Here is a 26,175-nt window from a genome sequence, read left to right on the forward strand (position 1 = left end):
GCTTTCGTGAACAAGCCCGCTCCCACATTTGATTCGCTGTGTTGCTCAGATCCGCTTCGCCTGCTAAACCTTGTTGCACATTGCCAATGACAAGGAAGCAGTCGTATGTCAGTCGAGTCAGAAGTATCCCTGGATGGGACGAAGTTGACGATTTCCATCAAGGGGCGGTTCGATTTCGGTAGCCACCAAGCCTTTCGTGATGCCTACGAGCGGTTTTACAAAGTGCCCGAGATCTATGTGGTGGACTTGAAGCACACCACTTATATGGACAGCTCGGCCCTGGGCATGCTCCTGCTGCTGCGTGACCATGCGGGTGGCGATAACGCCGAGGTTCAGGTGATCAACAGTAATTCTGACGTGCGCAAGATCCTCGCCATTTCTAACTTCGACAAATTGTTCGACCTCACTTGAGCGTCCTGGCCCCGGTTCCTGAAGCGCTGAGCATATTGATCGCCGAAGACAGCGCCGCCGACTTGTTGTTGCTGTCGACGATCATCCGGCGTCAGGGCCATCAGGTGCTGACCGCCACCAACGGCGCGCAAGCGGTTGAGGTGTTCGCCCGCGAGCGTCCGCAGCTGGTGCTGATGGATGCGCTGATGCCGGTGATGGACGGCTTTGAGGCGGCCCGCCGCATCAAGCAACTGGCCGGCGAGGCGCTGGTGCCGATTATCTTCCTCACCTCCCTGCGCGAAAGCGAGGCGCTGGCCCAATGCCTGGATGCCGGCGGTGACGACTTCCTGCCCAAGCCCTACAACCAACTGATCCTGGCCGCGAAGATCAACGCCATGGACCGCCTGCGCCGGTTGCAGGCCACCGTGTTGCAGCAGCGCGATCTGATCGCCAGGCACCACGACTATCTATTGCATGAGCAGCGGGTCGCCAAGGCCGTGTTCGACAAGGTCGCCCATTCCGGCTGCATCAATGCCGCGCCGAACATTCGCTACCTGCAATCGCCCTATGCGTTGTTCAACGGTGACCTGCTGCTGGCGGCCTACACGCCGTCCGGCGACATGCACGTGCTGCTCGGCGATTTCACCGGCCACGGCCTGCCGGCAGCGGTGGGCGCGATGCCGCTGGCGGAAGTGTTCTACGGCATGACCGCCAAGGGCTACGGCCTGGCGCAGACCCTGCGCGAGATGAACGCCAAGCTCAAGCGCATCCTGCCGGTGGACATGTTCTGCTGTGCCACCCTGTTGTGCCTGAGCACGCAGCGCCGCGTGGTGGAGGTGTGGAACGGCGGCATGCCCGATGGCTATGTGCATGAAGTCGCCAGTGGCCAGCGCACGCCGCTGCAGTCGCGGCATTTGCCGTTGGGCGTGCTTTCGGCCGACGCTTTTGATGATCGCACCGAAGTCTGGCCCATGGCCTTGGGCGACCGCGTGTTCCTGCTGTCCGATGGTGTGCTGGACACCGCTGACGCGAATGATCAATTGTTTGGCGCCGAGCGTTTGCAGCAGGTGTTCGCCGCCAATCGCGAGCCGGATCGGCTGTTCGAAGACATTGAACAGGCGCTGGCGGCCTTTCGCGGCGAGGCGCGGGATGACGTGAGCATGGTGGAAATCACCCTGCAGCCCGGCCAGTCGTTGCGCGCGACCGGGCCGTTGTATGCCGACAGCGGCCAGTCGTGCCCGCTGGATTGGTCGGTGAGTTTCGAGTTTCGCGCCGAAACCCTCAAGCGCTACAACCCGTTGCCCTACCTGCTGCAACTGTTGCTGGAGATCCACGGCCTGCGTGAGCAGAGCGGGGCGCTCTACAGCGTGATGGCCGAGCTGTATTCCAACGCGCTGGAGCATGGCGTGCTGGGCCTGGACTCGCGGCTCAAGCGCGATGCCCAGGGGTTTACCGAGTATTACCGCCAGCGCAACGATCGCCTGGCGCAGTTGAACAGCGGTTATGTACGCGTGCACGTGCAGGTGGTGCCCACCGAAGCGGGCGGCAAGATGACCTTGCGCCTGGAAGACAGCGGGCCGGGGTTCGACGTCGAACAGGTGCTGGCCCGCCCGTTGGATATCGACCGTCTGTCCGGCCGCGGGCTGAGCCTGGTGCGCCAGTTGAGCAGCGATGTACGCTGGTCCGATGGCGGGCGCAGTGTCTGCGTGGAGTTTTGCTGGGGGGCTCTGGCATAATCCGCCGATTCTTGATCAAGGAGCGAGCAAGTGGTTGATATTCATCTGGACCCTGACGTGTTGTCGGGTTTGCAGGAGGTCATGGAAGGCGAGTACCCCAAGCTGCTCGATACCTTTCTCGATGATTCCCAGAAGCGCGTCGAAGCCCTGCGCAAGGCCCGCGACGACGCCAAGGCGCTGGGGCGCATCGCCCATAGCTTCAAGGGCAGCAGCGGCAACCTCGGCGCGGTCCGCTTGGCGCAGTTGTGCCAGCGGCTGGAGGTCGAGTCGGTTGAGTCCTCGGCGGACCTGGGGGCGCTGGTGGATCAGATTGATCACGAGTTTGCGTTGGTGAAGCCGTTGTATGAGTCCGAGCGGCAGCGGTTTGGCGTGTAGTTGGGGGGTGTACGTATCCATCAGCCGTTACCTGAATAACGGATAGGTACACAACAAAAACAAAGCCAAGTAAAACCTGGCCCGACTCTTGCTCTATCTCCCGATACTGCATCCCCGATCCCCATGCAGTGGAGACCTTTACCTATGCCAGTCGCCCCGAATTCGCTCCTTCAGGCTGCCCCCGCGGCCAAGCCTCAAGCGTCCGCCGCCCCGCAGCCGGTTGTGGATGCGGACCCACGGGACAAGGGCCCTGGCTTCGCACAGGTGTTCGCCAACCAAGGCGCCAAGCCCGCGATCAAGGCCGACGACAACTCGGCCAAGCCCACACGGGACAAGCCTTCCGACAACTCTGCCAAGCCTGTCGCCAGCAGCGACAAGCCTGCCGCCAGCACGCCAGCGGTTGCCGATAGCGGCAATACCTTGCCTGCCACGCCGCCGGCCAAGTCCGATGACAGTGCCAGCACCGATGACGACGCGCCGGTCGATCCGACCCTGGTGCAGCAGCCCCCGACCGACCCGGTGGTCGATCCGGCGTTGATTGCCACGGTCACGCCGGTGGTTGTGCCGGTACCGGTGCAAACCCCGGCACCGGCGGCTGCCGCCCAGGACGACAGCGCCCAGCCGGTGGTTGCGGCGCCGATCGCGGCCACCGAGGAAGCCAAGCCGGCGTTCGACCCCGAGGCCGATCCACTGGATGCGATGCCGGCCGTGCGCCTGGCGATGGAGCAGGGCGGGCATGTGTCGGCCAGCAGCCAGGCACCGGCAAAAACCGCCCCGGCGCCGACCCAGGACCAGCCGACGGCCGCGCAGAACTTTGCCGCCGGCCTGGCCAATATGGTCGACCAGCAAGCCACCAAGGACAGCACTGACTCCGGCGGCGAGAAGGCCTTCAGCGGGTTGATCGAAGGCGGCCTCAAGGACCTCAAGGAAGCCAGCAGCGACACGCGCGTCGATGACTTCGCCAATCGCCTTGCCGCGCTGACCCAGGCCGCCACGCCGAAAACCGCCAATGCGCTGCCGCCCACGACCAATGCGCCGCTGGCCATGCACCAGAGCGGCTGGACCGACGAAATCGTCAACCGCGTGATGTACCTCTCCAGCGCCAACCTCAAGTCGGCAGAGATCCAGTTGCAGCCGGCCGAACTCGGTCGCCTGGACATCAAGGTCAACATGACGGCCGACCAGCAGGCCCAGGTCAACTTCATGAGCGCCCACCCGGTGGTGCGTGAAGCGCTGGAAAGCCAGTCCGGCCGCCTGCGGGAGATGTTCGCCCAGCAAGGCATGGGCCAGGTCGACGTCAACGTGTCCGACCAGTCCCGTGGCCAGGAGCAGCAGCAACAGCAGGCCCAGACCCGTGGCGTGAGTGGCACGGGTGGGCGCGGCGGCGACAACGGCGACAATGCCAGTCACGGCGATGTAGCTGAGGCCGTCGCGCCGGTGACGTCTACCGTGATCGGCTCCAGCGCCGTCGACTACTACGCCTGATCCTGAGCCTGGCACAGGCCAAAATGTGGGAGCGGGCTTGCTCGCGAAGGCGGTGTGTCAGTTTGCATCTGTGCTGACTGACATACTGCTTTCGCGAGCAAGCCCGCTCCCACATTTGATTTGCAGTGTTCTCTCTTCCTGAATTACCAGACAACTCTGGCATAACACTTGCTCTTGCCTTTCCGTAGATCTATGAATCCCCGAATAGTGACGGATTATTGGCATGGCGAAGAGCGACGACGCAGCAAAAGCACCCGCAGGCAAAGGAAAGCTCAAGCTTATCCTGTTGATAGTCCTGGGCCTGCTCCTGGCCATCGGCGCCTCGGTGGGTGGCACCTGGTACATCATGCACAGCAGTGCAAGCAAACCGGCACCCGCCGCCGAAACCGCCAGTAACGTCAAGCAACCGGCAATCTTCGAGCCGATGCTCCCGGCCTTTGTCGCCAACTTCAACCAGAACGGGCGTCAACGCTACCTGCAGGTGAGCATCACCTTGCTGGCGCGTAACCAGGCGGACCTGGATGCCCTCAAGGTGCATATGCCGGTGATCCGCAACAACCTGGTGATGCTGTTCTCCGGACAGAGCTTCGACACCCTGGCCACCCCGGTGGGCCAGGAAATGCTGCGCCAGAAGGTCACTGCCAGCGTGCAGGAAGTGGCCCAGAAAGAGCTCGGCAAAGTGGTGGTCGAACAGGCGCTCTTCACTAACTTCGTATTGCAGTAGGATCACGACATGGCCGTGCAAGACCTGCTGTCCCAGGATGAAATCGACGCGCTGCTGCATGGCGTGGACGATGGTCTGGTACAGACCGAAATGGCTGCCGAACCCGGCAGCGTCAAAAGTTATGACCTCACAAGCCAGGATCGCATCGTCCGTGGACGCATGCCGACCCTGGAAATGATCAACGAGCGTTTTGCCCGCTACACCCGTATCAGCATGTTCAACATGCTGCGCCGCTCGGCGGACGTGGCGGTGGGCGGCGTGCAGGTGATGAAGTTCGGTGAATACGTGCACTCGCTGTACGTGCCCACCAGCCTCAACCTGGTCAAGATCAAGCCGCTGCGCGGTACCGCGCTGTTCATCCTCGACGCCAAGCTGGTGTTCAAGCTGGTGGACAACTTCTTCGGCGGCGACGGCCGTCACGCCAAGATCGAAGGCCGTGAATTCACCCCGACCGAACTGCGGGTGGTGCGCATGGTGCTGGAGCAAGCCTTCATCGACTTGAAGGAAGCCTGGCAGGCGATCATGGAAGTCAATTTCGAGTACATCAACTCGGAAGTGAACCCGGCCATGGCCAACATCGTCGGCCCCAGTGAGGCCATCGTGGTGTCGACCTTCCATATCGAACTCGATGGCGGTGGCGGCGACCTGCACGTGACCATGCCGTACTCGATGATCGAGCCGGTGCGCGAGATGCTCGATGCGGGCTTCCAGTCCGACCTCGACGACCAGGACGAACGCTGGGTCAAGGCCCTGCGCGAAGACCTGCTCGACGTCGACGTGCCCCTGAGCGCCACCGTGGCCCGTCGCCAGTTGCGTCTGCGAGATATTTTGCACATGCAGCCGGGGGACGTGATCCCGGTCGAATTGCCGGAAGAAATGATCATGCGCGCCAATGGCGTGCCGTCGTTCAAGGTCAAGCTGGGGTCCCACAAGGGCAACCTGGCTTTGCAAGTGGTTGAGCCGATCAACCGTCGCTGATCCCTAATTTATGAATGTTTGCTCCGCCGAGGACATGTAATGGCTACCGAACACGAAAACACTTCCGCCGAAGACCAGGCCCTGGCTGACGAATGGGCAGCTGCCCTGGAAGAAACCGGCGATGTTGGCCAGGACGATATCGACGCACTGCTGGCGGCCGACGCGGCCACTGCACCGGTCGGCAATCGCCTGCCGATGGAAGAATTCGGCAGCGTGCCGAAGAACAACGATCCGGTGACCCTTGATGGCCCGAACCTGGATGTGATCCTCGACATCCCGGTCTCGATCTCGATGGAAGTCGGCAGCACCGAAATCAACATCCGCAACCTGCTGCAGCTCAACCAGGGCTCGGTGATCGAGCTCGACCGCCTGGCCGGTGAGCCCCTGGACGTGCTGGTCAACGGCACGCTGATCGCCCACGGCGAAGTGGTGGTGGTCAACGAGAAGTTCGGCATCCGCCTGACCGACGTGATCAGCCCGAGCGAACGCATCAAGAAGTTGCGCTGAGATGAAGTATTCGATGGCGGGACTGTTGTCGGCGCTGCCATTGAGCGCCCTGGCGGCTGAGCCGGTCGCGCAGGCGGCGGCTGCGGCGCCAGTGGTGAGCAGCGGCATCGGCGGCCAGTTGACCCAGTTGGTATTGGGGTTGTTGCTGGTGGTCGGGCTGATCTTCGTGCTGGCCTGGCTGATGCGCCGCGTGCAGAACGTCGGGCCGGGCAACGCCCAGGTGATCGAAATGATCGGCTCGCGCGCCCTCGGCCCGCGTGATCGGCTGGTGCTGGTGCAGGTCGGTGGGGAACAGATCCTGCTGGGCCTCACCCCCGGCCGCATCACCCCGTTGCATGTGCTCAAGACGCCGGTGGACGTGGCCCAGACCCAGGCCACCACACCGGAATTCGCCCAGCGCCTGATGGAGTTGCTGGGCAAGGATCAGAAGGATAAGAAGTAATGCGCGTTTTGTTGACGCTCATGCTGTTGCTGGCCGCGCCACTGGCGTTCGGCGCCGACCCGTTGTCGATCCCGGCGATTACGCTGGGCACCAACGCGGCGGGGGCCCAGGAGTATTCGGTCAGTCTGCAGATCCTGCTGATCATGACCGCGCTGAGCTTTATCCCGGCGTTCGTGATGCTGATGACCAGCTTCACGCGGATCATCATTGTGTTCTCGATCCTGCGCCAGGCCCTGGGCCTGCAGCAGACGCCGTCGAACCAGATCCTCACCGGCATGGCCTTGTTTCTGACGCTGTTCATCATGGCGCCGGTGTTCGACAAGGTGAACCAGCAAGCCCTGCAGCCTTACCTGGCGGAAAAAATGACCGCCCAGGACGCGATCGACAAGGCCCAGGGCCCGATCAAGGACTTCATGCTGTCGCAGACCCGCTCCAGCGACCTCGAGCTGTTCATGCGCCTGTCCAAGCGCACTGACATCGCCACCCCGGACCAGGCGCCGCTGACCATCCTGGTCCCGGCGTTTGTCACGTCGGAGTTGAAGACCGCGTTCCAGATCGGCTTCATGATCTTTATCCCGTTCCTGATCATCGACCTGGTGGTGGCGAGCGTGCTGATGGCCATGGGGATGATGATGCTGTCGCCGCTAATCATCTCGTTGCCGTTCAAGATCATGCTGTTTGTGCTGGTGGACGGCTGGGCGCTGATTATCGGCACCCTGGCCGGCAGTTTCGGCGGAGTGTAGGGCCATGACCCCAGAAGTTGCCGTCGACCTGTTCCGTGAAGCGCTGTGGCTGACCACCATGATGGTCGCCGTGCTGGTGGTGCCGAGCCTGTTGGTCGGCCTGCTGGTGGCGATGTTCCAGGCCGCGACCCAGATCAACGAACAGACCTTGAGCTTCCTCCCGCGCTTGCTGGTGATGCTGATCACCCTGATCGTTGCCGGCCCCTGGCTGGTGCAGACTTTCATGGAATACATCCTGCAGTTGTACGGCAGTATTCCGCAGTTGATCGGCTGACCCGATGCAGTCTTTGCTGGCATTGACCGACACCCAGATCAGCACCTGGGTGGCCTCCTTCATCCTGCCGCTGTTTCGCGTGACGGCGGTGCTGATGAGCATGCCGGTGTTCGGCACCACCCTGGTCCCGCGCCGCGTGCGCCTGTACTTTGCAGTGGCGATTACCGTGGTGATCACGCCGGGCTTGCCGGCCATGCCCCCGGTCAATGCGCTGGACCTCAGCGCGCTGATGCTGATCGCCGAGCAGATCCTGATCGGCGCGTTGCTGGGCTTTTCCCTGCAGCTGTTCTTCCAGGCATTCGTGATTGCCGGGCAAATCATCTCGATCCAGATGGGCATGGGCTTCGCGTCCATGGTCGACCCCACCAACGGCGTGTCGGCGGCGGTGATCGGGCAGTTCCTGACCATGCTGGTGACGTTGCTGTTCCTGGCCATGAACGGCCACCTGGTGGTGTTCGAGGTGCTGACCGAAAGCTTCACCACCTTGCCGGTGGGCTCGGGCCTGGTGGTCAATCATTTCTGGGAAGTGGTCGGGCGCCTCGGTTGGGTGCTGGGCGCCTCGCTGTTGCTGGTGCTGCCGGCAATCACCGCGTTGCTGGTGGTCAACATCGCGTTCGGCGTGATGACCCGCGCGGCACCGCAACTGAACATCTTCTCGATCGGCTTCCCGTTGACCCTGGTGTTGGGCATGGGGATTTTCTGGGTCGGCCTGGCTGACATTCTCAATCAGTATCAACCGCTGGCGACCGACGCCCTGCAGTTCTTACGTGATCTGGCACGGGCGCGCTGAGCCATGGCCGAGAGCGAGAGTGGTCAGGACAAAACAGAAGACCCCACGGAGAAACGCAAAAAGGACTCCAGGGAAAAGGGCGAGATTGCGCGCTCCAAAGAGCTGAATACCGTTGCGACCATGATGGCTGGCGCGGGCGGCCTGCTGATTTACGGCGGCGGGTTGGCGTTGGACTTGCTGGAGTTGATGAAGCACAACTTCACCTTGCCGCGCGAGGTGCTGCTCAATCCCGATTCGATGGGTCAATACCTGCTGCACTCGGGCAAAATCGCGATCCTGGCGGTGCAGCCGATTCTGATCACTTTGCTGCTGGCCGCCTTGATCGGCCCGGTCGCCCTGGGCGGCTGGTTGTTCGCCGCCGGCAGCATGGCGCCCAAGTTCAGCCGGATGAACCCGGCGGCCGGGCTCAAGCGCATGTTTTCCGCCAAGGCGCTGGTGGAGCTGCTCAAGGCGTTGGCCAAGTTCATCCTGATTCTATTCGTGGCCTTGACGGTGTTGTCCTCGGATATCGACGATTTGCTGCGCATCGCCCACGAACCGCTGGAGTCGGCGATCATCCACAGTGTGCAGGTGGTCGGCTGGAGTGCGCTGTGGATGGCGGCCGGGTTGATCATCATCGCGGCGGTGGATGCGCCGATCCAGCTGTGGGAAAGCCACAAGAAACTGCTGATGACCAAGCAGGAAGTGCGCGACGAACACAAGGACCAAGAGGGTCGCCCCGAGGTCAAGCAGCGCATTCGCCAGCTGCAGCGGGAAATGTCGCAGCGCAAGATGATGGCCTCGGTGCCCGACGCCGACGTGGTCATCACCAACCCGACGCACTACGCCGTGGCCCTCAAATACGACCCGGAGAAGGGTGGCGCGCCGATGCTGCTGGCCAAGGGCAGCGACTTCACCGCGCTTAAAATCCGCGAAATCGCCGTGGCCAACGACATCCTGCTGCTGGAGTCGCCGGAGCTGGCGCGATCGATCTTCTACTCCACCGACCTCGACCAGGAAATCCCCGCCGGGCTGTACCTGGCCGTGGCCCAGGTGTTGGCGTATGTCTATCAGATTCGCCAGTACCGCGCGGGCAAGGGCAAGCGGCCCGATCCGCTCAAGGACCTGCCCATTCCGCCGGAGCTGCGCCGCGATTCCTGACTGCTCGGCTGATACGCTCTTTGTGGTGAGCGGGCTTGTTGTGGGTAGCGGGCTTCTTGTGGTGAGCGGGCTTGCACCCGCGTTGGAGTGCGAAGCGCTCCCAATCCAGCCACCGCGGTCCAACAGTCAGACCGAGTCGCCAGGTTTCAGGGCTGCTTCGCAGCCCAACGCGGGGCAAGCCCGCTCACCACAGTGAGTGCGTTCGCTACAACAAGCCTGCCCGCTTCATCCGCTACCACTCGTCGGCAACCCTCGTCTACCTGTCAACTTTGACAGTAGCCAGCGCCGTCCTCTCGCGCTTCCATGGCTCCCTACTGTGCACAGGTCATCCAGCGATGCAGAGGGCGTAGTGATGGAAGCGGTGACGGGAACGATCAAATCCTACAGCCGAAAAACCGGAAAAGGCCTGATTGCGCTGGATGGCGATGACGAGCCGGTGCATGTGGATCGCACCGGCTCAGCCGGCATCTGGCTCAAGAAAGGCTTGCGCGTACAGTTCGTGAGGATCCATTGCCCTCAAGGGGTGTATGCGTTCCATATCAAACTTATCTAGCGGCATGCATGCCTGGCTGTTGGCGGTGTGTCCACCGACCAATAATGTGGGAGCTGACTTGCCTGCGATGACTGAGTTCAGCCTGGCGCTTCAGGTGACCGACACACCGTCATCGCAGGCAAGCCCCTACATGTGAAGCGCGTTCCCCTCGACGATCGTCGCCCTGAAACCAAAGTTGGAAGGCTTCTTGCAATACCGCCTCCAGGACGCCTCCCGGCGTCAAAAGTTTGCTTCAAGGAAACGAGGAATACCGGTGGTGGATCGCTCTCAAATGCTCGGCACGGCCCGTACGACCCTGACTGACCTCTCGCGGGGCAATCTGGGTGTGCCGTTGTTGTTGCTGGTGATGCTGGCAATGATGATGTTGCCGATGCCGCCGTTCCTGCTGGACGTGTTCTTCACCTTCAACATTGCCCTGTCCGTGGTGGTGCTGCTGGTCTGCGTATACGCTCTGCGACCGCTGGATTTTGCGGTATTCCCGACCATCCTGCTGGTGGCGACCCTGTTGCGCCTGGCGCTCAACGTGGCGTCGACGCGCGTGGTGATGCTCCACGGCCAGGACGGCCACGCCGCCGCCGGTAAGGTGATCCAGGCCTTCGGTGAGGTGGTGATCGGCGGCAACTACGTGGTGGGTATCGTGGTCTTCGCGATCCTGATGATCATCAACTTCGTGGTGGTGACCAAGGGCGCCGGGCGGATTTCCGAGGTGAGCGCGCGCTTTACCCTCGACGCCATGCCCGGCAAACAGATGGCCATCGACGCCGACCTCAACGCCGGCCTCATTGACCAGAACCAAGCCAAGTCGCGCCGTCTGGAAGTGGCCCAGGAAGCCGAGTTCTATGGCTCCATGGACGGTGCCAGCAAATTCGTGCGCGGTGACGCCATCGCCGGCCTGCTGATTCTGTTCATCAACCTGATCGGCGGCATGGCGGTCGGGATCTTCCAGCACGGCATGACCTTCGGCGATGCCGGCAAGGTGTACGCCTTGCTGACCATTGGTGACGGTTTAGTGGCGCAATTGCCATCACTGTTGTTATCCACAGCTGCCGCGATCATGGTGACCCGTGCTTCGGGCTCCGAAGACATGGGCAAGCAGATCAGTCGCCAGATGTTCGCCTCGCCCAAGGCCCTGGCCGTGGCGGCGGGCATCATGGCGATCATGGGTATCGTGCCGGGCATGCCCCACGTGTCGTTCCTGAGCATGGCGGCCATGGCGGCCGGCGGTGCCTACCTGTTCTGGAAGAAGCAGAACGCGGTCAAGGTCCAGGCCCAGCAGGAAATCGCGCGTCAGCAGGAACTGCTGCCGTCGCCGGCCCGGGCCCAGGAAACCAAGGAGTTGGGCTGGGACGACGTGACCCCGATCGACATGATCGGCCTGGAAGTCGGCTACCGCCTGATCCCGCTGGTCGACCGCAATCAGGGTGGCCAATTGCTCGCGCGGATCAAGGGGGTGCGCAAGAAGCTCTCGCAGGACCTGGGCTTCCTGATGCCCACCGTGCATATCCGCGACAACCTCGACCTGGCCCCCAGCGCCTACCGCCTGACCCTGATGGGGGTGATCCTGGCCGAAGCCGAGATCTACCCGGATCGCGAACTGGCGATCAACCCGGGGCAGGTATTCGGCAGTCTCAACGGCATTACCGCCAAAGATCCGGCTTTTGGCCTGGACGCGGTGTGGATCGAAATCAGCCAGCGCAGCCAGGCGCAGTCCCTGGGCTACACCGTGGTGGACGCCAGTACCGTGGTCGCCACCCACCTCAACCAGATTCTGTACAAGCACTCCCATGAGCTGATCGGTCACGAAGAAGTCCAGCAATTGATGGGTTTGCTCGGCAAAGCCTCGCCAAAACTCGCCGAGGAACTGGTGCCGGGCGTGCTGTCGCTGTCGCAACTGCTCAAGGTGCTGCAGGCACTGCTGGCCGAGCAGGTGCCGGTACGCGATATCCGCAGCATTGCCGAAGCTATCGCCAACAATGCCGCCAAGAGTCAAGATACTGCCGCCCTGGTGGCTGCAGTGCGCGTCGGATTGTCGCGCGCAATCGTCCAAAGCATTGTAGGGCTTGACTCTGAGCTGCCTGTGATCACCTTGGAACCAAGGTTGGAACAAATATTGCTCAATAGTATTCAGAAGGCAGGACAAGGCCAGGAAGAGGGCGTTCTGCTGGAGCCAAGCATGGCTGAGAAGCTGCAGCGTTCGTTGATCGACGCCGCGCAGCGCCAGGAAATGCAGGGCCAACCAGTGATCCTGCTGGTGGCCGGCCCCGTCCGGGCGATGTTGTCGCGGTTTGGGCGCCTGGCAGTACCGAATTTGCACGTTTTGGCTTATCAGGAAATTCCTGACAACAAGCAAGTGACTATCGTCGCGACAGTAGGGCCCAACGGCTGAGGGTAGTGGGTTATGCAAGTTAAGCGTTTTTTCGCCGCCGATATGCGTCAGGCCATGAAACTGGTTCGTGATGAGCTGGGCGCCGACGCCGCGATTATCGGTAACCGTCGTATTGCCGGCGGTGTCGAGCTGACGGCTGCCCTGGATTACACTCCCCAGGCCCTGGCCCCGCGCGTCCCGAACATGGAACTCGAAGACGAGCTGCGCAAGACGGCCTCGCGCATTGTCTCGGCCCAGGCCGAACTGAGCATGCGTGGCGACAGCGACGCCACCACCAACCGCCAGTTGTTCGCCGGCCTGCCGCTGACCGCTGCCGAGCCGCTGGTCGAGCCGACCTTCGTTGAACCCCCGCGTCCTGCAGCGCCGGCCCCGGCCGCCGCAGTCGACCAGCGCGTGTTCGACTCGATGCGCTTTGAACTCAATGGCCTGCGCGAGCTGCTGGAAGTGCAACTCGGCTCCCTCGCCTGGAACCAGCTGCAAGGCAGCAAGCCGCAACAGGCCAACCTGTGGCGTCGCCTGCAACGCATCGGCCTGTCCGGCCCGTTGTCGCGCGACCTGCTGGCCCTGACCACTGAAATCGAAGAACCTCGCCAGGCCTGGCGCATGTTGCTGGCCCACTTGGCGCGGATGATCGTCACCCCGGAAATCGAGCCGCTGGAAGAGGGCGGTGTGATCGCCATGGTCGGCCCTGCCGGCATGGGCAAGACCACCACCCTGGCCAAGCTGGCCGCCCGTTACGTGCTCAAGTACGGCGCCCAGAATATCGCGCTGGTGAGCATGGACAGCTACCGTATCGGTGCCCAGGAGCAGCTCAAGACCTTGGGTCGGATCCTCAATGTGTCGGTGACCCATGTCGACCCGGGCCAATCCCTGGCCAACGCCCTCGACCCGCTGCTGCGCAAGCGCGTGGTGCTGATCGATACCGCCGGCCTGCAAGCCAGCGACCCGGCGTTGCGCATGCAGCTGGAAAGCCTGGCCGGGCGCGGCATCAAGTCGAAAAATTACCTGGTGCTTGCAACCACCAGCCAGAAACAGGTTCTTACCGCTGCGTACCATAGCTACAAACGCTGCGGCCTGGCCGGCTGCATCCTCACCAAGCTCGACGAAACCGCGAGCCTGGGCGAGGTGTTGAGCCTGGCCATCAGTCATGAGTTGCCGGTCGCCTACCTGACCGACGGCCCGCGGATTCCGGATGATCTGCATCTGCCGCGCCGTCATCAGTTGGTCAGCCGTGCAGTCAGCGTGCAAATGCAAGAAGAGCCTAGCGAGGAAGCGATGGCCGATATGTTCGCCGACCTCTATCACAGCCCGGCAAAGCGGGTGGGTTGAGGGCAGGATGAACACCGTGAAATGTACCTACATCGATGGTCTGCAAGCGATTCACGCGGCCAAGCCATGTAGCCTGCGTCTAAGCAAGACAAGGTAAAGAAATAAAATGGGCAGCATGCATCCCGTACAGGTGATCGCGGTGACCGGCGGCAAAGGTGGCGTCGGGAAAACTAACGTGTCAGTGAATTTGTCCCTGGCCCTGGCAGAGCTTGGCCGTCGCGTCATGCTGCTGGATGCTGACCTGGGGCTGGCGAACGTCGACGTTCTGCTGGGGCTGACGCCCAAACACACGCTTGCCGATGTGATCGAAGGGCGCTGCGAGCTGCGCGACGTGCTGCTGCAGGGCCCTGGCGGTATCCGCATCGTGCCGGCCGCCTCCGGCACCCAGAGCATGGTGCACCTGAGCCCGGCGCAGCATGCCGGCCTGATCCAGGCGTTCAGCGATATCGGCGACAACCTCGACGTGCTGGTGATCGACACCGCCGCCGGGATCGGCGAGTCCGTGGTCAGCTTCGTGCGCGCTGCGCAGGAAGTCCTGTTGGTGGTCTGCGATGAACCCACCTCGATCACCGACGCCTATGCCCTGATCAAACTGCTTAACCGTGACTACGGCATGAACCGCTTCCGCGTGCTGGCCAACATGGCCCAGAGTCCACAGGAAGGGCGCAATCTGTTCGCCAAGTTGACCAAGGTCACGGATCGCTTCCTCGATGTCGCCTTACAATACGTCGGCGCAGTTCCCTACGACGAGTGTGTACGCAAGGCTGTGCAAAAGCAGCGTGCAGTCTACGAAGCGTTCCCTCGTTCCAAATGCGCCTTGGCGTTCAAGGCTATTGCCCAGAAGGTCGATACCTGGCCGTTGCCTGCCAACCCTCGGGGGCATCTGGAGTTTTTCGTCGAGCGATTGGTGCATCAGACGAGCGCAGGACCGGTGCTATGACATCCAGCGGCTACAACCTTTACAAGAAATCGGCACGTGACAGCCAGGGTGAATTGATCGAGCGCTATGCGCCGCTGGTCAAGCGCATCGCTTATCACTTGCTGGCACGCCTGCCCGCCAGCGTCCAGGTCGAAGACCTGATCCAGGCGGGCATGATCGGCCTGCTCGAAGTGTCGACCAAGTACGACGCGAGCAAGGGCGCGAGTTTCGAGACGTATGCGGGTATCCGCATCCGGGGCGCGATGCTCGATGAAGTGCGTAAAGGTGACTGGGCGCCGCGTTCGGTGCATCGCAATACGCGCATGGTCAGTGACGCAATTCGCGCAATTGAAGCAAAAACCGGTCGCGACGCTAAAGATCACGAAGTTGCGGCCGAACTCCAATTGAGTCTCGACGATTACTACGGGATTTTGAACGATACCTTGGGCAGCCGCCTGTTCAGTTTCGACGACCTGTTGCAGGACGGCGAACACGAAGGGCTGCACGAGGACGGCGCGAGTGCTCATCTGGAGCCGTCGCGCGACCTGGAGGATGAACGCTTCCAGGGTGCGCTGGCGGACGCGATTGCCAATTTGCCGGAGCGTGAGCGACTGGTGTTGGCGCTGTACTACGACGAAGAGCTGAACCTCAAGGAAATCGGTGAGGTCCTGGGTGTCAGCGAATCGCGGGTCAGCCAGTTGCACAGCCAGTGCGCAGCCCGCTTGCGGGGGCGTTTGGGAGAGTGGCGAGCGCGCTGACAGGCAGTGTTGGGGAGCACTGCAAACCACACCGCGAGGGTGATTGACCCTCGCGGGATCGGCCCGTGGTGCCCCCAGCAGTCCTTTTTGTGTAATGCCTGTTGATTGAAATGGCGCGTCCAGGTGCTGGGCGCGTTTAAGACTGCTTGGAGGTCGAATTGGACAAGAACATGAAAATCCTCATCGTTGATGACTTCTCAACGATGCGGCGGATCATAAAAAACCTGTTGCGTGACCTTGGGTTCACTAACACGGTCGAGGCGGATGACGGCATTACGGCGATTCCGATCCTCAACAGCGGGAGCATCGACTTTCTGGTAACGGACTGGAACATGCCGGGCATGACCGGTATCGACTTGCTGCGCCATGTGCGCGCCGACGAAAAACTGCGCAGCCTTCCCGTGCTGATGGTGACCGCCGAAGCCAAGCGTGAGCAGATCATCGAAGCCGCCCAAGCCGGGGTCAACGGTTACGTGGTCAAGCCATTCACTGCATTGGCCTTGAAAGAGAAGATCGAAAAAATCTTCGAACGCATCCACGGCTAATGCCATCGCGGGGGAGCTATGGAGCATAAAGAAACGTCACAGGGAGACTTTGAGTCGACCCTGAAAAAGCATGCTCACCAGTTGGTCGACAGCCTTGAAAAAGGCCAGTTCGGCGACGCGGTGCAGTTAATCCATGAGCTCAACCAGACCCGTGACCGCGGCCTGTATCAGGAAGTGGGCAAGCTCACACGCGAGCTGCACAGTGCGATTGTCAATTTCCAGATTGACCCGCACATGCCCCAGGCCGAAGAAATTTCGCAAATCACCGACGCGACCGAACGCCTGTCCTATGTGGTCAGGCTGACTGAAGCGGCGGCCAACCGCACCATGGACCTGGTGGAAAACGCCACGCCCCTGGTCAATGGCATGGCCACCGAAGCCCAGGCCCTGAGCCACGATTGGGGCCGCTTCATGCGCCGCGAGGTGGGGGCTGAGGAGTTTCGTGAACTGGCGCGTCGGGTCGATGGATTCTTGTCACGCAGCGAGCAGGAAAACCGCACGGTTTCCAGCAACCTCAATGACATTCTGCTGGCCCAGGATTACCAGGACCTCACCGGCCAGGTGATCAAGCGTGTGACCCAGTTGGTCACCGAAGTGGAAAGCAACCTGCTCAAACTGGTGCTCATGGCCGGCCAGGTAGACCGTTTTGCCGGCATCGAACATGACCGTGAAGCGATCCTCTCGGAAAAAGATCCACAAAAACATCTCGCCAAGGGTGAAGGTCCGCAGATTCATGCCGATAAACGTGAAGACGTTGTGTCAGGTCAGGATGACGTAGATGACCTGTTATCCAGTTTAGGCTTCTAAGGAGCACCCACATGAGCTTCGGCGCCGATGAAGAAATCCTTCAGGATTTCCTTGTAGAGGCCGGCGAAATTTTAGAGCAACTGTCCGAGCAACTGGTCGAGCTGGAAAGCCGTCCGGATGATGCGAACCTGCTCAATGCAATTTTTCGCGGTTTTCACACTGTAAAAGGGGGCGCCGGCTTCCTCCAGCTCCATGAGCTGGTGGAGTGCTGCCACATCGCCGAGAACGTGTTCGACATCCTGCGCAAGGGTGAGCGTCACGTTGACTCGGAATTGATGGACGTGATTCTCGAAGCACTGGATGCGGTCAACGGCATGTTCAGCGAAGTCCGCGAACGTGCCCCGATCACTGCGGCCACCCCGGAACTGCTCGCCGCCCTGGCGAGCCTGGCAGAGCCGGCAGACACTTCGGCAGCGCCCGTGGCGCAGGCTGAGCCTGCGCCTGTGGCAGAGCCTGAAGCGGATGTGACGGACAGCGAGTTCGAGCAGTTGCTCAACTCCCTCAATGCGGTGAAAGCCGAGGCTGAAGCGCCTGCTGCAGCCGCGCCACAAGCGCCGACCAGCGAAGACATTACCGACGCAGAATTTGAATCCCTGCTCGACCAGTTGCACGGCAAAGGCCAGTTCGCGGCCGACGCCGTGGCCCCTGCCGCCGCTGTGGATGCGCCTGCCGCGTCGACCAGCACCGACATCACCGATGACGAATTCGAAGCACTGCTCGACCAACTGCATGGCAAAGGCACCTTCGCGGCCGACGCCTTGCCGGAAGTCGCCGCGACTGCCACTGCGCCGTCCGCTGCGGCAGAACCTGCGGGCGACGGTCTGATCAGCGACCACGAGTTCGAATCCCTGCTCGACGAATTGCACGGCAAGGGCAAGTTCAGCGAAGTGGCTCCGGCAGCTGCCGCGACCGCCACTCCGGTGGCGGCCAAACCGGCGCCGGCCAAGGCCGCTGCACCTGCTGCTGCCAAACCGGCCCCGGCACCTGCCGCCGCCCCGGCTGCTGCCCGCGCGCCGGCGGCTGCCGTGGCCGAGAAGCCGGCCAGTGAAGCTGAAACCACCGTGCGCGTCGATACCGCGCGCCTGGACGACATCATGAACATGGTCGGCGAACTGGTGCTGGTGCGTAACCGTCTGGTGCGCCTGGGCCTGAGCAGTGGCGATGAAGCCATGCAAAAGGCCGTGTCGAACCTCGACGTGGTCACCGCCGACCTGCAGACCGCCGTGATGAAGACGCGGATGCAGCCGATCAAGAAAGTCTTCGGGCGCTTCCCGCGCCTGGTTCGCGACCTGGCACGCCAGCTCAAGAAAGAGATCAACCTGGAACTGGTGGGCGAAGAGACCGACCTCGACAAGAACCTGGTCGAGGCCCTGGCCGATCCGCTGGTCCACTTGGTGCGCAACGCCGTCGACCACGGCGTCGAAACCCCGGAAGAGCGCGAAGCTTCGGGCAAGTCGCGCAACGGCAAAGTGATCCTGGCGGCCGAGCAGGAGGGTGACCACATCCTGCTGTCGATCACCGATGACGGCAAGGGCATGGACCCGACCATCCTGCGCAATATCGCGGTCAAGCGTGGCGTGATGGACAAGGACGCCGCCGACCGCCTGACCGACACCGAGTGCTACAACCTGATCTTCGCCCCGGGCTTCTCGACCAAGACCGAGATTTCCGACGTGTCCGGCCGTGGCGTCGGCATGGACGTGGTGAAGACCAAGATCAGCCAGCTCAACGGCTCGATCAACATCTACTCGACCAAGGGCCAGGGCTCGAAGATCGTCATCAAGGTGCCGCTGACCCTGGCGATCATGCCGACCCTGATGGTGATGCTGGGCAACCAGGCGTTCGCCTTCCCGCTGGTCAACGTCAACGAAATTTTCCACCTCGACCTGTCGCGCACCAACGTGGTGGACGGCCAGGAAGTGGTGATCGTGCGCGACAAGGCGTTGCCACTGTTCTACCTCAAGCGCTGGCTGGTGGCATCGGCCAAGCATGAAGAGCAGCGCGAAGGCCATGTGGTGATTCTCTCCGTGGGCACCCAGCGTATCGGCTTCGTGGTCGATCAACTGGTGGGCCAGGAAGAAGTGGTCATCAAGCCTTTGGGCAAAATGCTGCAGGGAACCCCGGGCATGTCGGGTGCGACCATCACCGGTGACGGTCGGATCGCGCTGATTCTGGATGTTCCGAGCATGCTCAAGCGTTACGCCGCTCGGCGTATTTGATTCTGGTGGGGCAGGGCGGTTTGCCCGCCCCGTCTAACGGAGTGTTTATGGTAGTCAAGGTCCTGGTGGTGGACGATTCGGGTTTCTTCCGCCGCCGCGTCTCGGAAATTCTTTCCGCCGATCCAACGATTCAAGTGATCGGCACGGCCACCAACGGCAAAGAGGCGATCGATCAGGCTATCGCGTTGAAGCCCGACGTGATCACCATGGACTACGAGATGCCGATGATGGATGGCATCACGGCTGTCCGTCACATCATGCAGCGCTGCCCGACCCCGGTGTTGATGTTCTCCTCGCTCACCCATGAAGGCGCCCGGGTCACCCTGGATGCGCTGGATGCCGGCGCGGTGGACTTCCTGCCGAAGAATTTCGAAGACATCTCGCGCAACCCCGAGAAGGTCAAGCAACTGCTGTGCGAGAAAGTCCACAGCATTTCCCGCAGTAACCGTCGCAGCCTGTTCAGCACGCCTGCACCTGCACCTGCACCTGCACCGGTTGCGGCGCCGGCCCCGGCCCCTGCGTTTGGTCGACCTGCGCCTGCGCCCGCCCCGGTGGCTCGGCCTGCCGTGGCCCCGGTCCGCGCTCCGGCGCCCAGCGCCCATTCGCCCGCGCCCAAGCGCAAGGCCTACAAGCTGGTCGCCATCGGTACTTCCACCGGCGGCCCGGTGGCCTTGCAGCGCGTGTTGACGCAATTGCCGGCCAACTTCCCGGCGCCGATCGTGTTGATCCAGCACATGCCGGCGGCCTTCACCAAGGCCTTTGCCGAACGCCTGGACAAGCTCTGCCGCATCAGCGTCAAGGAAGCCGAGGATGGCGACATCCTGCGTCCAGGCCTGGCGCTGCTGGCGCCGGGTGGCAAGCAGATGATGGTCGACGGGCGTGGTGCGATCAAAATCCTGCCGGGCGACGAGCGCCTCAACTACAAGCCGTGCGTGGACATCACCTTCGGTTCGGCGGCCAAGTCCTACGGCGACAAAGTTCTGGCGGTGGTGCTCACCGGCATGGGCGCTGATGGCCGTGAAGGCGCACGCCTGCTCAAGCAGGGCGGCAGCGCGATCTGGGCCCAGGACGAAGCCAGCTGCGTGATCTATGGCATGCCCATGGCGATCGTCAAGGCTGACCTGGCCGACGCCGTCTACAGCCTGGACGAGATCGGCAAGCATCTGGTGGAGGCCTGCCTCTGATGGATGTATTGAGCCTGATCGGCATCATCATGGCGTTTGTCGCGATCATCGGCGGCAACTACCTCGAAGGCGGCCACCTCGGCGCCCTGGCCAACGGCCCGGCGGCCTTGATCGTGATCGGCGGCACGGTCGGCGCGGCCTTGTTGCAGTCGCCCTTGAGTTCGTTCAAGCGCGCCATGCAGATCCTGGTGTGGATTATTTTCCCGCCACGCGTGGACCTGCCCGGCGGCATCGACCGCGTGGTCAACTGGAGCCTCACCGCCCGCAAGGAAGGCCTGCTCGGCCTGGAAGGCGTGGCCGATGCCGAGCCCGACAGCTACGCGCGCAAAGGCCTGCAACTGCTGGTGGACGGCGCCGAGCCGGAAGCGATCCGCAGCATCCTGGAAGTGGATTTCTACACCCAGGAAAGCCGCGACATCAACGCTGCCAAAGTCTTTGAAAGCATGGGCGGCTACGCGCCGACCATCGGCATCATCGGTGCGGTGATGGGCCTGATCCACGTGATGGGCAACCTGGCCGACCCGTCGCAACTGGGCAGCGGCATTGCCGTGGCGTTCGTGGCCACCATCTACGGTGTCGCGAGTGCCAACCTGGTGCTGCTGCCGGTGGCCAGCAAGCTCAAGTCCATCGCCATGCGCCAGTCGCGTTACCGCGAGATGTTGCTCGAAGGCATCCTGTCGATTGCCGAGGGTGAGAACCCGCGGTCGATCGAATTGAAGCTCCAGGGCTTCATGGATTGATGAACATGGCTATCGACTTGTGGCGAGCGGCCACATGATTTACGTACAGAGAGGTGTCAGCCTGTGAGCCGTCGCCGTCGCGAGCCTGAAGAGCACGTCAACCACGAACGCTGGCTGGTGTCCTACGCGGACTTCATTACCTTGCTGTTCGCGTTTTTCGTGGTGATGTACTCCATCTCGTCGATCAACGAAGGCAAGTACAAAGTCATTTCCCAGGCGCTGATCGGGGTGTTCAACGACGCCGACCGCGCCCTCAAGCCGATCCCCATTGGCGAGGAACGGCCCAAGACCGTGACCCCGGCCAAGCCGCTGGTCAATGACAGCGATGAAACCGCCGCCGGCGTGGGCGGCACCAGCGACCCGCTGAAAAGCATCGCCGACGACATCAGCGCCGCGTTCGGCGACCTGATCAGTTCCAACCAGATGACCGTGCGCGGCAATGAGTTGTGGGTGGAGATCGAACTCAACTCCAGCCTGTTGTTCGCCAGCGCCGATGCAATGCCCAGCGACCAGGCGTTCACCATCATCGACAAGGTGGCGGCGATCCTCAGGCCGTTCGAAAACCCGATCCACGTGGAAGGCTTTACCGACAATTTCCCGATCAGCACCGCGCAGTACCCGACCAACTGGGAGCTGTCGTCGGCGCGGGCCGCGAGCATCGTGCGCATGCTCGCGATGCAGGGCGTAAACCCCGGGCGCCTGGCCTCGGTGGGTTATGGCGAGTTCCAGCCGGTGGCCAACAACGCCACGGTGGAAGGCCGCGCGCGCAACCGCCGGGTGGTACTGGTGGTCTCGCGCAACCTGGATGTGCGCCGCAGCCTGACCGGTACCGGCACCGCCAATGCAACACCGGACGCGGCCTTGAAGCGGGCTGGCACACAAACTGCACCGGCCCCTGCAAAGCCGCCGGTGCGTCAGAGTGCCGTCAATTCTCCGTCGCCGGCTCAATAACCTTATGCAATGTCTCGGTCGCGCCTGTGCCTGCCGGGAGGAACCATCCGAATGAGAGTCTGGGCAGTTGCCAATCAAAAAGGTGGAGTCGGCAAGACCACCACCTCCATCGCCTTAGCCGGTTTGCTGGCCGAGGCGGGCAAGCGTGTGGTCGTAGTGGACCTGGACCCGCATGGCTCCATGACCAGCTATTTCGGCTACGACCCGGATGCGCTGGAGCACAGCTGCTACGACCTGTTCCTGCACAAGGGCAGCGTGCCGGCCGACCTGCCCGGGCAACTGCTGTTGCCCACCAGCAACGAGAGTATTTCCCTGCTGCCGTCGAGCACCGCGCTGGCCACCCTCGAGCGCCAGTCGCCGGGGCAGAGCGGCCTGGGCCTGGTGATCGCCAAGACCCTGGCGCAACTGTGGCAGGACTTCGACTACGCGATCATCGACAGCCCGCCGTTGCTCGGCGTGCTGATGGTCAACGCCTTGGCGGCCAGCCAGCAACTGGTGATCCCGGTGCAGACCGAGCACCTCGCGGTCAAAGGCCTGGAGCGCATGGTCAGTACCCTGGCGATGATCAACCGCTCGCGCAAGCAGGCGCTGCCGTTCAGCATCGTGCCGACCCTGTTCGACCGTCGCACCCAGGCGTCGCTGGGCACCTTGCGCGTGCTGCGCGATGCCTACCCGGACACCATCTGGAATGGCTACATCCCGGTGGACACGCGCCTGCGTGACGCCAGCCGCGCCGGCCTGACCCCGTCGCAGTTCGACGGTAAAAGCCGTGGCGTGCTGGCTTACCGCGCGTTGCTCAAGCACCTGCTGTCCCAGCAGCTTGTCGCGCAGGTGGCGTGATGAACCGTCCCATCGAACTCAAGACCCGGCCGCAACTGGCACTGGAATCCTACCTGGATGCCCTGCTGCAGGATGCGACCGAGGAAGAGCAGCCGATACTGGTATTGGAACCGGCCCTGGCGCCGGAAAGCTCCCTGGATGAATTCCAGTTGGCGGTGCTGGAAGAGCAGGCCCGCGATGCGCAGGTCGTGACCGCGCCAGTGGTGGTGCCGATCGCCCCGGCAGTTGTCGTGCCCGTGGTGGTCGAGCCGGTGGTCGTTGCCCCGGTCGTGGTCGAGCCGGTGGTGGAAGTGCACCTGCCGCCCAGCATCACGCCGCCGCCGGTGGCCGGCGATGATCGCCCGGCCTGGGCCGCCGAGCCGTTCGAATGCCTGTTGTTCGACGTCGCCGGGTTGACCCTGGCGGTGCCGCTGGTGTGCCTGGGCTCGATCTATTCCCTGGAAGGCCAGGAACTGACGCCGCTGTTCGGGCAGCCGGAGTGGTTCCTCGGCATCCTGCCCAGCCAGGCCGGCAACCTCAAGGTGCTGGACACCGCGCGCTGGGTGATGCCCGACCGCTACCGCGATGATTTTCGCCAGGGCCTGCAATACGTGATCTCGGTGCAGGGCTACGAGTGGGGGCTGGCGGTGCATCAGGTCAGCCGCTCGTTGCGCCTGGACCCGAATGAAATCAAATGGCGCAGCCACCGGGGCCAACGGCCTTGGCTGGCGGGCACCGTGATCGAACACATGTGCGCGTTGCTCGACGTCGCCGAGCTGGCCGAGTTGATCGCCAGCGGCGCGGTCAAGACGCTGCCGGTGAATAAACGCAGTTGATTGAACAATAAGGGCCGCGCGGTTGCGCGGTCAGCGAAGCACACACGCCGTGTGAAGCGGCATTTGAAGGGGTCAGGGGTATGAATAAGTCAGCGTCCGCACAAGGTTTGGATGATCCGATCCTGCAATGGGTTACCTTCAAACTGGACAACGAGTCCTATGGCATTAACGTGATGCGCGTGCAGGAAGTGCTGCGCTACACCGAGATCGCCCCGGTCCCGGGTGCGCCAAGCTACGTGCTGGGTATCATCAACCTGCGCGGCAACGTGGTGACGGTGATCGACACCCGCCAGCGTTTCGGCCTGGTACCGACCGAAGTCAACGACAACACCCGTATCGTCATCATCGAAGCCGACAAGCAAGTGGTCGGGATCATGGTCGACAGCGTGGCCGAAGTGGTTTATCTGCGCCAATCGGAAGTGGAAACCGCACCGAACGTGGGTAATGAAGAATCCGCCAAGTTCATCCAGGGCGTGTGCAACAAGAACGGCGAGCTGCTGATTCTGGTTGAGCTGGACAAGATGATGAGCGAAGAAGAATGGTCGGAACTGGAGAGCATCTGATTGTTCCTTGAGGCCGCAGTGATCATCCTGGCCCTGTTGTGGGCCGGGACCTTGGCATTCCTGCTGCGCTATGTGCGCCAGCAGCGTGAGTCGGTGGTGCAGCAGGCCGAGCGGGATGCCGTGCGTGACCGGCGCATCCTGGAGCTGGTCAAGCGTGTCGACCATTTCCAGCAGAGTGCAGTGAAGGTGGGGGACGAGGTGCATGAACTGCGCGCGATCCTCGGGCCGTTGCCGGACAAGCTTGCGCAGCTGGAGCAGCGTGATCCTTCGAGCCTGTCGTTTGCCCAGGCTGCCAAGCTGGTGGGGATGGGGGCTACGGTGGATGAGTTGACGCAGTCGTGTGGGTTGACCCAGGCTGAGGCGCAGTTGATGAGTAAGTTGCACAAGGGCTGACTTCCTGGGGGTATATCCGGATTTGGGGGAGTGGCTGAAATTGGTTCCGCCCTTACGGCGGGTCACTTTTGGAAAAGAGCCCCAAAAGTAACCAAAAGGGCTCTTGCCCCAACACTCGGCACCTCGCCTAGGCTCGGTGTGCCCTCACTCCGGCTTGAATCCGTGGGCCGCCGCAATGGGCCATCCTTGGCCCAGTGCGGCTAACCCGGCGTCCTGCCGGGTTACCCACGGATTCAAGCCTGCGTGAGGCCAGCGTGTTTAATGGGGCGCCTAGATCAAGATCAAGGTCAAAAGCGGCTCGCTTCGCATCGTAGGTACGCTTTTTGATCTCTGTAGGAGCCGGCTTGAACTGGTCAAGTAATCTTGGACACCGATTAAGGTTTCACGCCACCAGCTTCTCCCTGGCGACTGGTGACCGATAGTCGTTGTAGCTATGCGGCCTGGTGATGTTGTAGCGCGATACATAGCGCTGCACATCCGCTCGGGCCTCATGTTCCGACCCGTAGCCTGCTTCTGGCACCCACTCTGATTTCAAACTTCCAAAGAAACGCTCCATCGGAGCGTTATCCCAGCATTCGCCTTTACGGCTCATGCTTTGTCGGAGTCCATGTTCCAGCAGTTCATTTCTGAATTTATGGCTGGTGTACTGGCAACCTTGGTCGGAGTGAAACAGTACGTCTTTTGGGCGACCGCGCAGTTCAATCGCCATGCGCAGGGCTTCGCAGGTCAGCGTGGCATCAGAGATCATCGAAAACGACCAGCCCACAATCCGGCGAGCGAACAAGTCCAGAACCGCCGCAAAATACAGCCAACGCTTGCCGACTTTGATGTACGTCACGTCCCCACACCACACCTGATTGACCGTCGCAACATCAAACTTGCGTTTGAGCACATGCGGTGCCACCAAAGCCTCCACGCCAGGTGACTTGTACTTATGGCGCCGGCGTTGACGGCTGACAATGCCTGCTTCTCGCATCAAGCTGCGAGCCATGAACCGCCCGACATCATGCCCGCCGGCTTGCAGCTGTTTAGCCAAGGTACGAGCGCCCGCAGACTCTCTCGACGCCCTGTGGTGCTTGACCAGCATAGCCTTGAGTTTCTCTCGCTTAGGGCTCACCTTGCCTTGGCGCTGACGCCATGCGTAAAAGCTACTGCGGTTTATTCCGAACACACGACAGCAATCGTTAACGCCGTACTGCTCGCCCAGCTCACAGATCAACGAGAGTGATCTTTGGCGTCCAAAAGCAGGAGAGCACTGGCCTTTTTTAGGATTTCGATATCCCGGTCTCTTTGCCTGAGCAAGGCTTTAAGTTCCTGGATCTCTCGCTGATCCGCGGTAATCGCCTTGGCTCCCACCGGAGTCGAGCCCAAGCGTTCCTTGCGAACTTGATCGACCCAGCGGCGCAAGGCCGTAGGGCCAATATCCAAGCTGGCACAGACCTCGGGAACCGACTGCCCCTCGTCCAGCACCATGCTGGCAGCCTTGAGTTTGAACTCACATGAATAAGATTTACGCATATCCAAACACCTCAGATTTGGACGCCATCATAGCGCCCGATTGAGGTGTCCAAAATCATTAGGCCAGTTCA

The 26,175-nt window shown here is 62.0% G+C and carries 29 protein-coding genes; 27 read left to right on the forward strand and 2 right to left on the reverse strand.

The window, feature by feature from the left end; all coding sequences use genetic code 11:
* Positions 1-105 precede the first annotated feature (105 nt).
* The 27 genes from BBG20_RS29555 (at position 106) to BBG20_RS29685 (ending at position 24,586) form a co-directional block, all read left to right on the forward strand.
* Positions 106-411, forward strand: a complete 306-nt coding sequence (locus BBG20_RS29555) for an STAS domain-containing protein (protein WP_065909808.1) — start codon at positions 106-108, stop codon at positions 409-411.
* Positions 408-2,126, forward strand: a complete 1,719-nt coding sequence (locus BBG20_RS29560; protein WP_065909809.1) for an ATP-binding SpoIIE family protein phosphatase — start codon at positions 408-410, stop codon at positions 2,124-2,126. The genes BBG20_RS29555 and BBG20_RS29560 overlap by 4 nt, the downstream gene beginning before the upstream one ends.
* A 30-nt stretch (positions 2,127-2,156) precedes the next feature.
* On the forward strand, positions 2,157-2,501 hold the full coding sequence (locus tag BBG20_RS29565; protein ID WP_065909810.1) for an Hpt domain-containing protein: 345 nt from the start codon (positions 2,157-2,159) through the stop codon (positions 2,499-2,501).
* Positions 2,502-2,645: 144 nt separating this feature from the next.
* Positions 2,646-3,986 (forward strand): flagellar hook-length control protein FliK, encoded by a 1,341-nt coding sequence (locus BBG20_RS29570; protein WP_065909814.1) that lies wholly within the window; start codon positions 2,646-2,648, stop codon positions 3,984-3,986.
* Between the two features lie 223 nt (positions 3,987-4,209).
* Positions 4,210-4,710, forward strand: coding sequence for a flagellar basal body-associated protein FliL (gene fliL, locus BBG20_RS29575; RefSeq protein WP_065909816.1), 501 nt, complete (start codon positions 4,210-4,212; stop codon positions 4,708-4,710).
* Positions 4,711-4,719: 9 nt separating this feature from the next.
* Positions 4,720-5,688, forward strand: a complete 969-nt coding sequence (fliM, locus tag BBG20_RS29580) for a flagellar motor switch protein FliM (RefSeq protein ID WP_065909818.1) — start codon at positions 4,720-4,722, stop codon at positions 5,686-5,688.
* 39 nt (positions 5,689-5,727) lie between these two features.
* The gene (fliN, locus tag BBG20_RS29585; protein ID WP_003214557.1) at positions 5,728-6,195 is read left to right on the forward strand and encodes a flagellar motor switch protein FliN; all 468 of its coding nucleotides are present in this window, start codon (positions 5,728-5,730) and stop codon (positions 6,193-6,195) included.
* 1 nt (position 6,196) lies between these two features.
* Positions 6,197-6,637 (forward strand): flagellar biosynthetic protein FliO, encoded by a 441-nt coding sequence (gene fliO, locus BBG20_RS29590; RefSeq protein ID WP_065909820.1) that lies wholly within the window; start codon positions 6,197-6,199, stop codon positions 6,635-6,637.
* The gene (gene fliP, locus BBG20_RS29595) at positions 6,637-7,380 is read left to right on the forward strand and encodes a flagellar type III secretion system pore protein FliP (RefSeq protein WP_016976565.1); all 744 of its coding nucleotides are present in this window, start codon (positions 6,637-6,639) and stop codon (positions 7,378-7,380) included. Before fliO ends, fliP begins: the two co-directional genes overlap by 1 nt.
* 4 nt (positions 7,381-7,384) lie before the next feature.
* Positions 7,385-7,654 (forward strand): flagellar biosynthesis protein FliQ, encoded by a 270-nt coding sequence (gene fliQ / locus BBG20_RS29600; RefSeq protein ID WP_003214552.1) that lies wholly within the window; start codon positions 7,385-7,387, stop codon positions 7,652-7,654.
* 4 nt (positions 7,655-7,658) lie between these two features.
* A complete protein-coding gene (gene fliR / locus BBG20_RS29605) occupies positions 7,659-8,444 on the forward strand; it encodes a flagellar biosynthetic protein FliR (protein WP_065909822.1) in 786 nt (261 codons plus the stop codon).
* Between the two features lie 3 nt (positions 8,445-8,447).
* Complete coding sequence (gene flhB, locus BBG20_RS29610; RefSeq protein ID WP_065909824.1) at positions 8,448-9,584, forward strand: flagellar biosynthesis protein FlhB; 1,137 nt, start codon at positions 8,448-8,450, stop codon at positions 9,582-9,584.
* A gap of 352 nt (positions 9,585-9,936) precedes the next feature.
* On the forward strand, positions 9,937-10,137 hold the full coding sequence (locus BBG20_RS29615; protein WP_065909826.1) for a S1 domain-containing protein: 201 nt from the start codon (positions 9,937-9,939) through the stop codon (positions 10,135-10,137).
* A 271-nt stretch (positions 10,138-10,408) separates the two neighbouring features.
* Positions 10,409-12,523 (forward strand): flagellar biosynthesis protein FlhA, encoded by a 2,115-nt coding sequence (flhA, locus tag BBG20_RS29620; RefSeq protein WP_216864328.1) that lies wholly within the window; start codon positions 10,409-10,411, stop codon positions 12,521-12,523.
* Positions 12,524-12,535: 12 nt separating this feature from the next.
* Positions 12,536-13,852 carry a flagellar biosynthesis protein FlhF gene (gene flhF / locus BBG20_RS29625; protein ID WP_065909827.1) on the forward strand — a complete coding sequence of 439 codons (1,317 nt, stop codon included), beginning with the start codon at positions 12,536-12,538 and terminating at the stop codon, positions 13,850-13,852.
* A gap of 106 nt (positions 13,853-13,958) precedes the next feature.
* The gene (gene fleN / locus BBG20_RS29630) at positions 13,959-14,792 is read left to right on the forward strand and encodes a flagellar synthesis regulator FleN (protein WP_003192912.1); all 834 of its coding nucleotides are present in this window, start codon (positions 13,959-13,961) and stop codon (positions 14,790-14,792) included.
* Positions 14,789-15,529: an RNA polymerase sigma factor FliA gene (gene fliA / locus BBG20_RS29635; RefSeq protein WP_065909829.1), complete on the forward strand. Its 741-nt coding sequence runs from the start codon at positions 14,789-14,791 to the stop codon at positions 15,527-15,529. Before fleN ends, fliA begins: the two co-directional genes overlap by 4 nt.
* Before the next feature lie 170 nt (positions 15,530-15,699).
* A complete protein-coding gene (locus tag BBG20_RS29640) occupies positions 15,700-16,074 on the forward strand; it encodes a chemotaxis response regulator CheY (RefSeq protein ID WP_015885173.1) in 375 nt (124 codons plus the stop codon).
* A gap of 18 nt (positions 16,075-16,092) precedes the next feature.
* Positions 16,093-16,881: a protein phosphatase CheZ gene (locus BBG20_RS29645; protein WP_065909831.1), complete on the forward strand. Its 789-nt coding sequence runs from the start codon at positions 16,093-16,095 to the stop codon at positions 16,879-16,881.
* Positions 16,882-16,892: 11 nt separating this feature from the next.
* Positions 16,893-19,100: a chemotaxis protein CheA gene (locus tag BBG20_RS29650; RefSeq protein WP_065909833.1), complete on the forward strand. Its 2,208-nt coding sequence runs from the start codon at positions 16,893-16,895 to the stop codon at positions 19,098-19,100.
* Positions 19,101-19,147: 47 nt separating this feature from the next.
* Positions 19,148-20,284 carry a protein-glutamate methylesterase/protein-glutamine glutaminase gene (locus tag BBG20_RS29655; protein ID WP_065909835.1) on the forward strand — a complete coding sequence of 379 codons (1,137 nt, stop codon included), beginning with the start codon at positions 19,148-19,150 and terminating at the stop codon, positions 20,282-20,284.
* Entirely contained in the window at positions 20,284-21,024 is a 741-nt protein-coding gene (locus BBG20_RS29660) for a flagellar motor protein (RefSeq protein WP_010208778.1), read from the forward strand. The genes BBG20_RS29655 and BBG20_RS29660 overlap by 1 nt, the downstream gene beginning before the upstream one ends.
* Positions 21,025-21,087: 63 nt before the next feature.
* Positions 21,088-21,975: a flagellar motor protein MotD gene (gene motD / locus BBG20_RS29665; protein WP_065909838.1), complete on the forward strand. Its 888-nt coding sequence runs from the start codon at positions 21,088-21,090 to the stop codon at positions 21,973-21,975.
* 51 nt (positions 21,976-22,026) lie between these two features.
* Positions 22,027-22,815 (forward strand): ParA family protein, encoded by a 789-nt coding sequence (locus BBG20_RS29670; RefSeq protein ID WP_014719332.1) that lies wholly within the window; start codon positions 22,027-22,029, stop codon positions 22,813-22,815.
* Positions 22,815-23,630, forward strand: a complete 816-nt coding sequence (locus BBG20_RS29675) for a CheW domain-containing protein (protein ID WP_065909841.1) — start codon at positions 22,815-22,817, stop codon at positions 23,628-23,630. Before BBG20_RS29670 ends, BBG20_RS29675 begins: the two co-directional genes overlap by 1 nt.
* Before the next feature lie 80 nt (positions 23,631-23,710).
* Positions 23,711-24,193: a chemotaxis protein CheW gene (locus BBG20_RS29680; protein WP_010564003.1), complete on the forward strand. Its 483-nt coding sequence runs from the start codon at positions 23,711-23,713 to the stop codon at positions 24,191-24,193.
* Positions 24,194-24,586 carry a DUF2802 domain-containing protein gene (locus BBG20_RS29685; RefSeq protein ID WP_065909843.1) on the forward strand — a complete coding sequence of 131 codons (393 nt, stop codon included), beginning with the start codon at positions 24,194-24,196 and terminating at the stop codon, positions 24,584-24,586.
* Between the two features lie 382 nt (positions 24,587-24,968).
* On the opposite strand, the gene BBG20_RS29690 is transcribed toward BBG20_RS29685, so the two are convergent.
* On the reverse strand, positions 24,969-25,805 hold the full coding sequence (locus tag BBG20_RS29690) for an IS3 family transposase (protein WP_065899479.1): 837 nt from the start codon (positions 25,803-25,805) through the stop codon (positions 24,969-24,971).
* Positions 25,802-26,104 carry an IS3 family transposase gene (locus BBG20_RS33295; protein WP_065899480.1) on the reverse strand — a complete coding sequence of 101 codons (303 nt, stop codon included), beginning with the start codon at positions 26,102-26,104 and terminating at the stop codon, positions 25,802-25,804. Before BBG20_RS33295 ends, BBG20_RS29690 begins: the two co-directional genes overlap by 4 nt.
* Positions 26,105-26,175: the final 71 nt, after the last annotated feature.

Origin of the sequence: Pseudomonas aylmerensis, from assembly GCF_001702265.1 — a bacterium.
Taxonomy (GTDB): domain Bacteria; phylum Pseudomonadota; class Gammaproteobacteria; order Pseudomonadales; family Pseudomonadaceae; genus Aquipseudomonas; species Aquipseudomonas aylmerensis.

Bases quoted from the DNA above. Each gene is read 5' to 3' on its own strand.
- BBG20_RS29555 (WP_065909808.1), top strand. From the start codon at position 106: ATGTCAGTCGAGTCAGAAGTATCCCTGGATGGGACGAAGTTGACGATT.
- BBG20_RS29570 (WP_065909814.1), top strand. From the start codon at position 2,646: ATGCCAGTCGCCCCGAATTCGCTCCTTCAGGCTGCCCCCGCGGCCAAG.
- fliL (WP_065909816.1), top strand. From the start codon at position 4,210: ATGGCGAAGAGCGACGACGCAGCAAAAGCACCCGCAGGCAAAGGAAAG.
- fliM (WP_065909818.1), top strand. From the start codon at position 4,720: ATGGCCGTGCAAGACCTGCTGTCCCAGGATGAAATCGACGCGCTGCTG.
- fliN (WP_003214557.1), top strand. From the start codon at position 5,728: ATGGCTACCGAACACGAAAACACTTCCGCCGAAGACCAGGCCCTGGCT.
- fliO (WP_065909820.1), top strand. From the start codon at position 6,197: ATGAAGTATTCGATGGCGGGACTGTTGTCGGCGCTGCCATTGAGCGCC.
- fliP (WP_016976565.1), top strand. From the start codon at position 6,637: ATGCGCGTTTTGTTGACGCTCATGCTGTTGCTGGCCGCGCCACTGGCG.
- fliQ (WP_003214552.1), top strand. From the start codon at position 7,385: ATGACCCCAGAAGTTGCCGTCGACCTGTTCCGTGAAGCGCTGTGGCTG.
- fliR (WP_065909822.1), top strand. From the start codon at position 7,659: ATGCAGTCTTTGCTGGCATTGACCGACACCCAGATCAGCACCTGGGTG.
- flhB (WP_065909824.1), top strand. From the start codon at position 8,448: ATGGCCGAGAGCGAGAGTGGTCAGGACAAAACAGAAGACCCCACGGAG.
- BBG20_RS29615 (WP_065909826.1), top strand. From the start codon at position 9,937: ATGGAAGCGGTGACGGGAACGATCAAATCCTACAGCCGAAAAACCGGA.
- flhA (WP_216864328.1), top strand. From the start codon at position 10,409: ATGCTCGGCACGGCCCGTACGACCCTGACTGACCTCTCGCGGGGCAAT.
- flhF (WP_065909827.1), top strand. From the start codon at position 12,536: ATGCAAGTTAAGCGTTTTTTCGCCGCCGATATGCGTCAGGCCATGAAA.
- fleN (WP_003192912.1), top strand. From the start codon at position 13,959: ATGGGCAGCATGCATCCCGTACAGGTGATCGCGGTGACCGGCGGCAAA.
- fliA (WP_065909829.1), top strand. From the start codon at position 14,789: ATGACATCCAGCGGCTACAACCTTTACAAGAAATCGGCACGTGACAGC.
- BBG20_RS29640 (WP_015885173.1), top strand. From the start codon at position 15,700: ATGAAAATCCTCATCGTTGATGACTTCTCAACGATGCGGCGGATCATA.
- BBG20_RS29645 (WP_065909831.1), top strand. From the start codon at position 16,093: ATGGAGCATAAAGAAACGTCACAGGGAGACTTTGAGTCGACCCTGAAA.
- BBG20_RS29650 (WP_065909833.1), top strand. From the start codon at position 16,893: ATGAGCTTCGGCGCCGATGAAGAAATCCTTCAGGATTTCCTTGTAGAG.
- BBG20_RS29655 (WP_065909835.1), top strand. From the start codon at position 19,148: ATGGTAGTCAAGGTCCTGGTGGTGGACGATTCGGGTTTCTTCCGCCGC.
- BBG20_RS29660 (WP_010208778.1), top strand. From the start codon at position 20,284: ATGGATGTATTGAGCCTGATCGGCATCATCATGGCGTTTGTCGCGATC.
- BBG20_RS29670 (WP_014719332.1), top strand. From the start codon at position 22,027: ATGAGAGTCTGGGCAGTTGCCAATCAAAAAGGTGGAGTCGGCAAGACC.
- BBG20_RS29675 (WP_065909841.1), top strand. From the start codon at position 22,815: ATGAACCGTCCCATCGAACTCAAGACCCGGCCGCAACTGGCACTGGAA.
- BBG20_RS29680 (WP_010564003.1), top strand. From the start codon at position 23,711: ATGAATAAGTCAGCGTCCGCACAAGGTTTGGATGATCCGATCCTGCAA.
- BBG20_RS33295 (WP_065899480.1), bottom strand. From the start codon at position 26,104: ATGCGTAAATCTTATTCATGTGAGTTCAAACTCAAGGCTGCCAGCATG.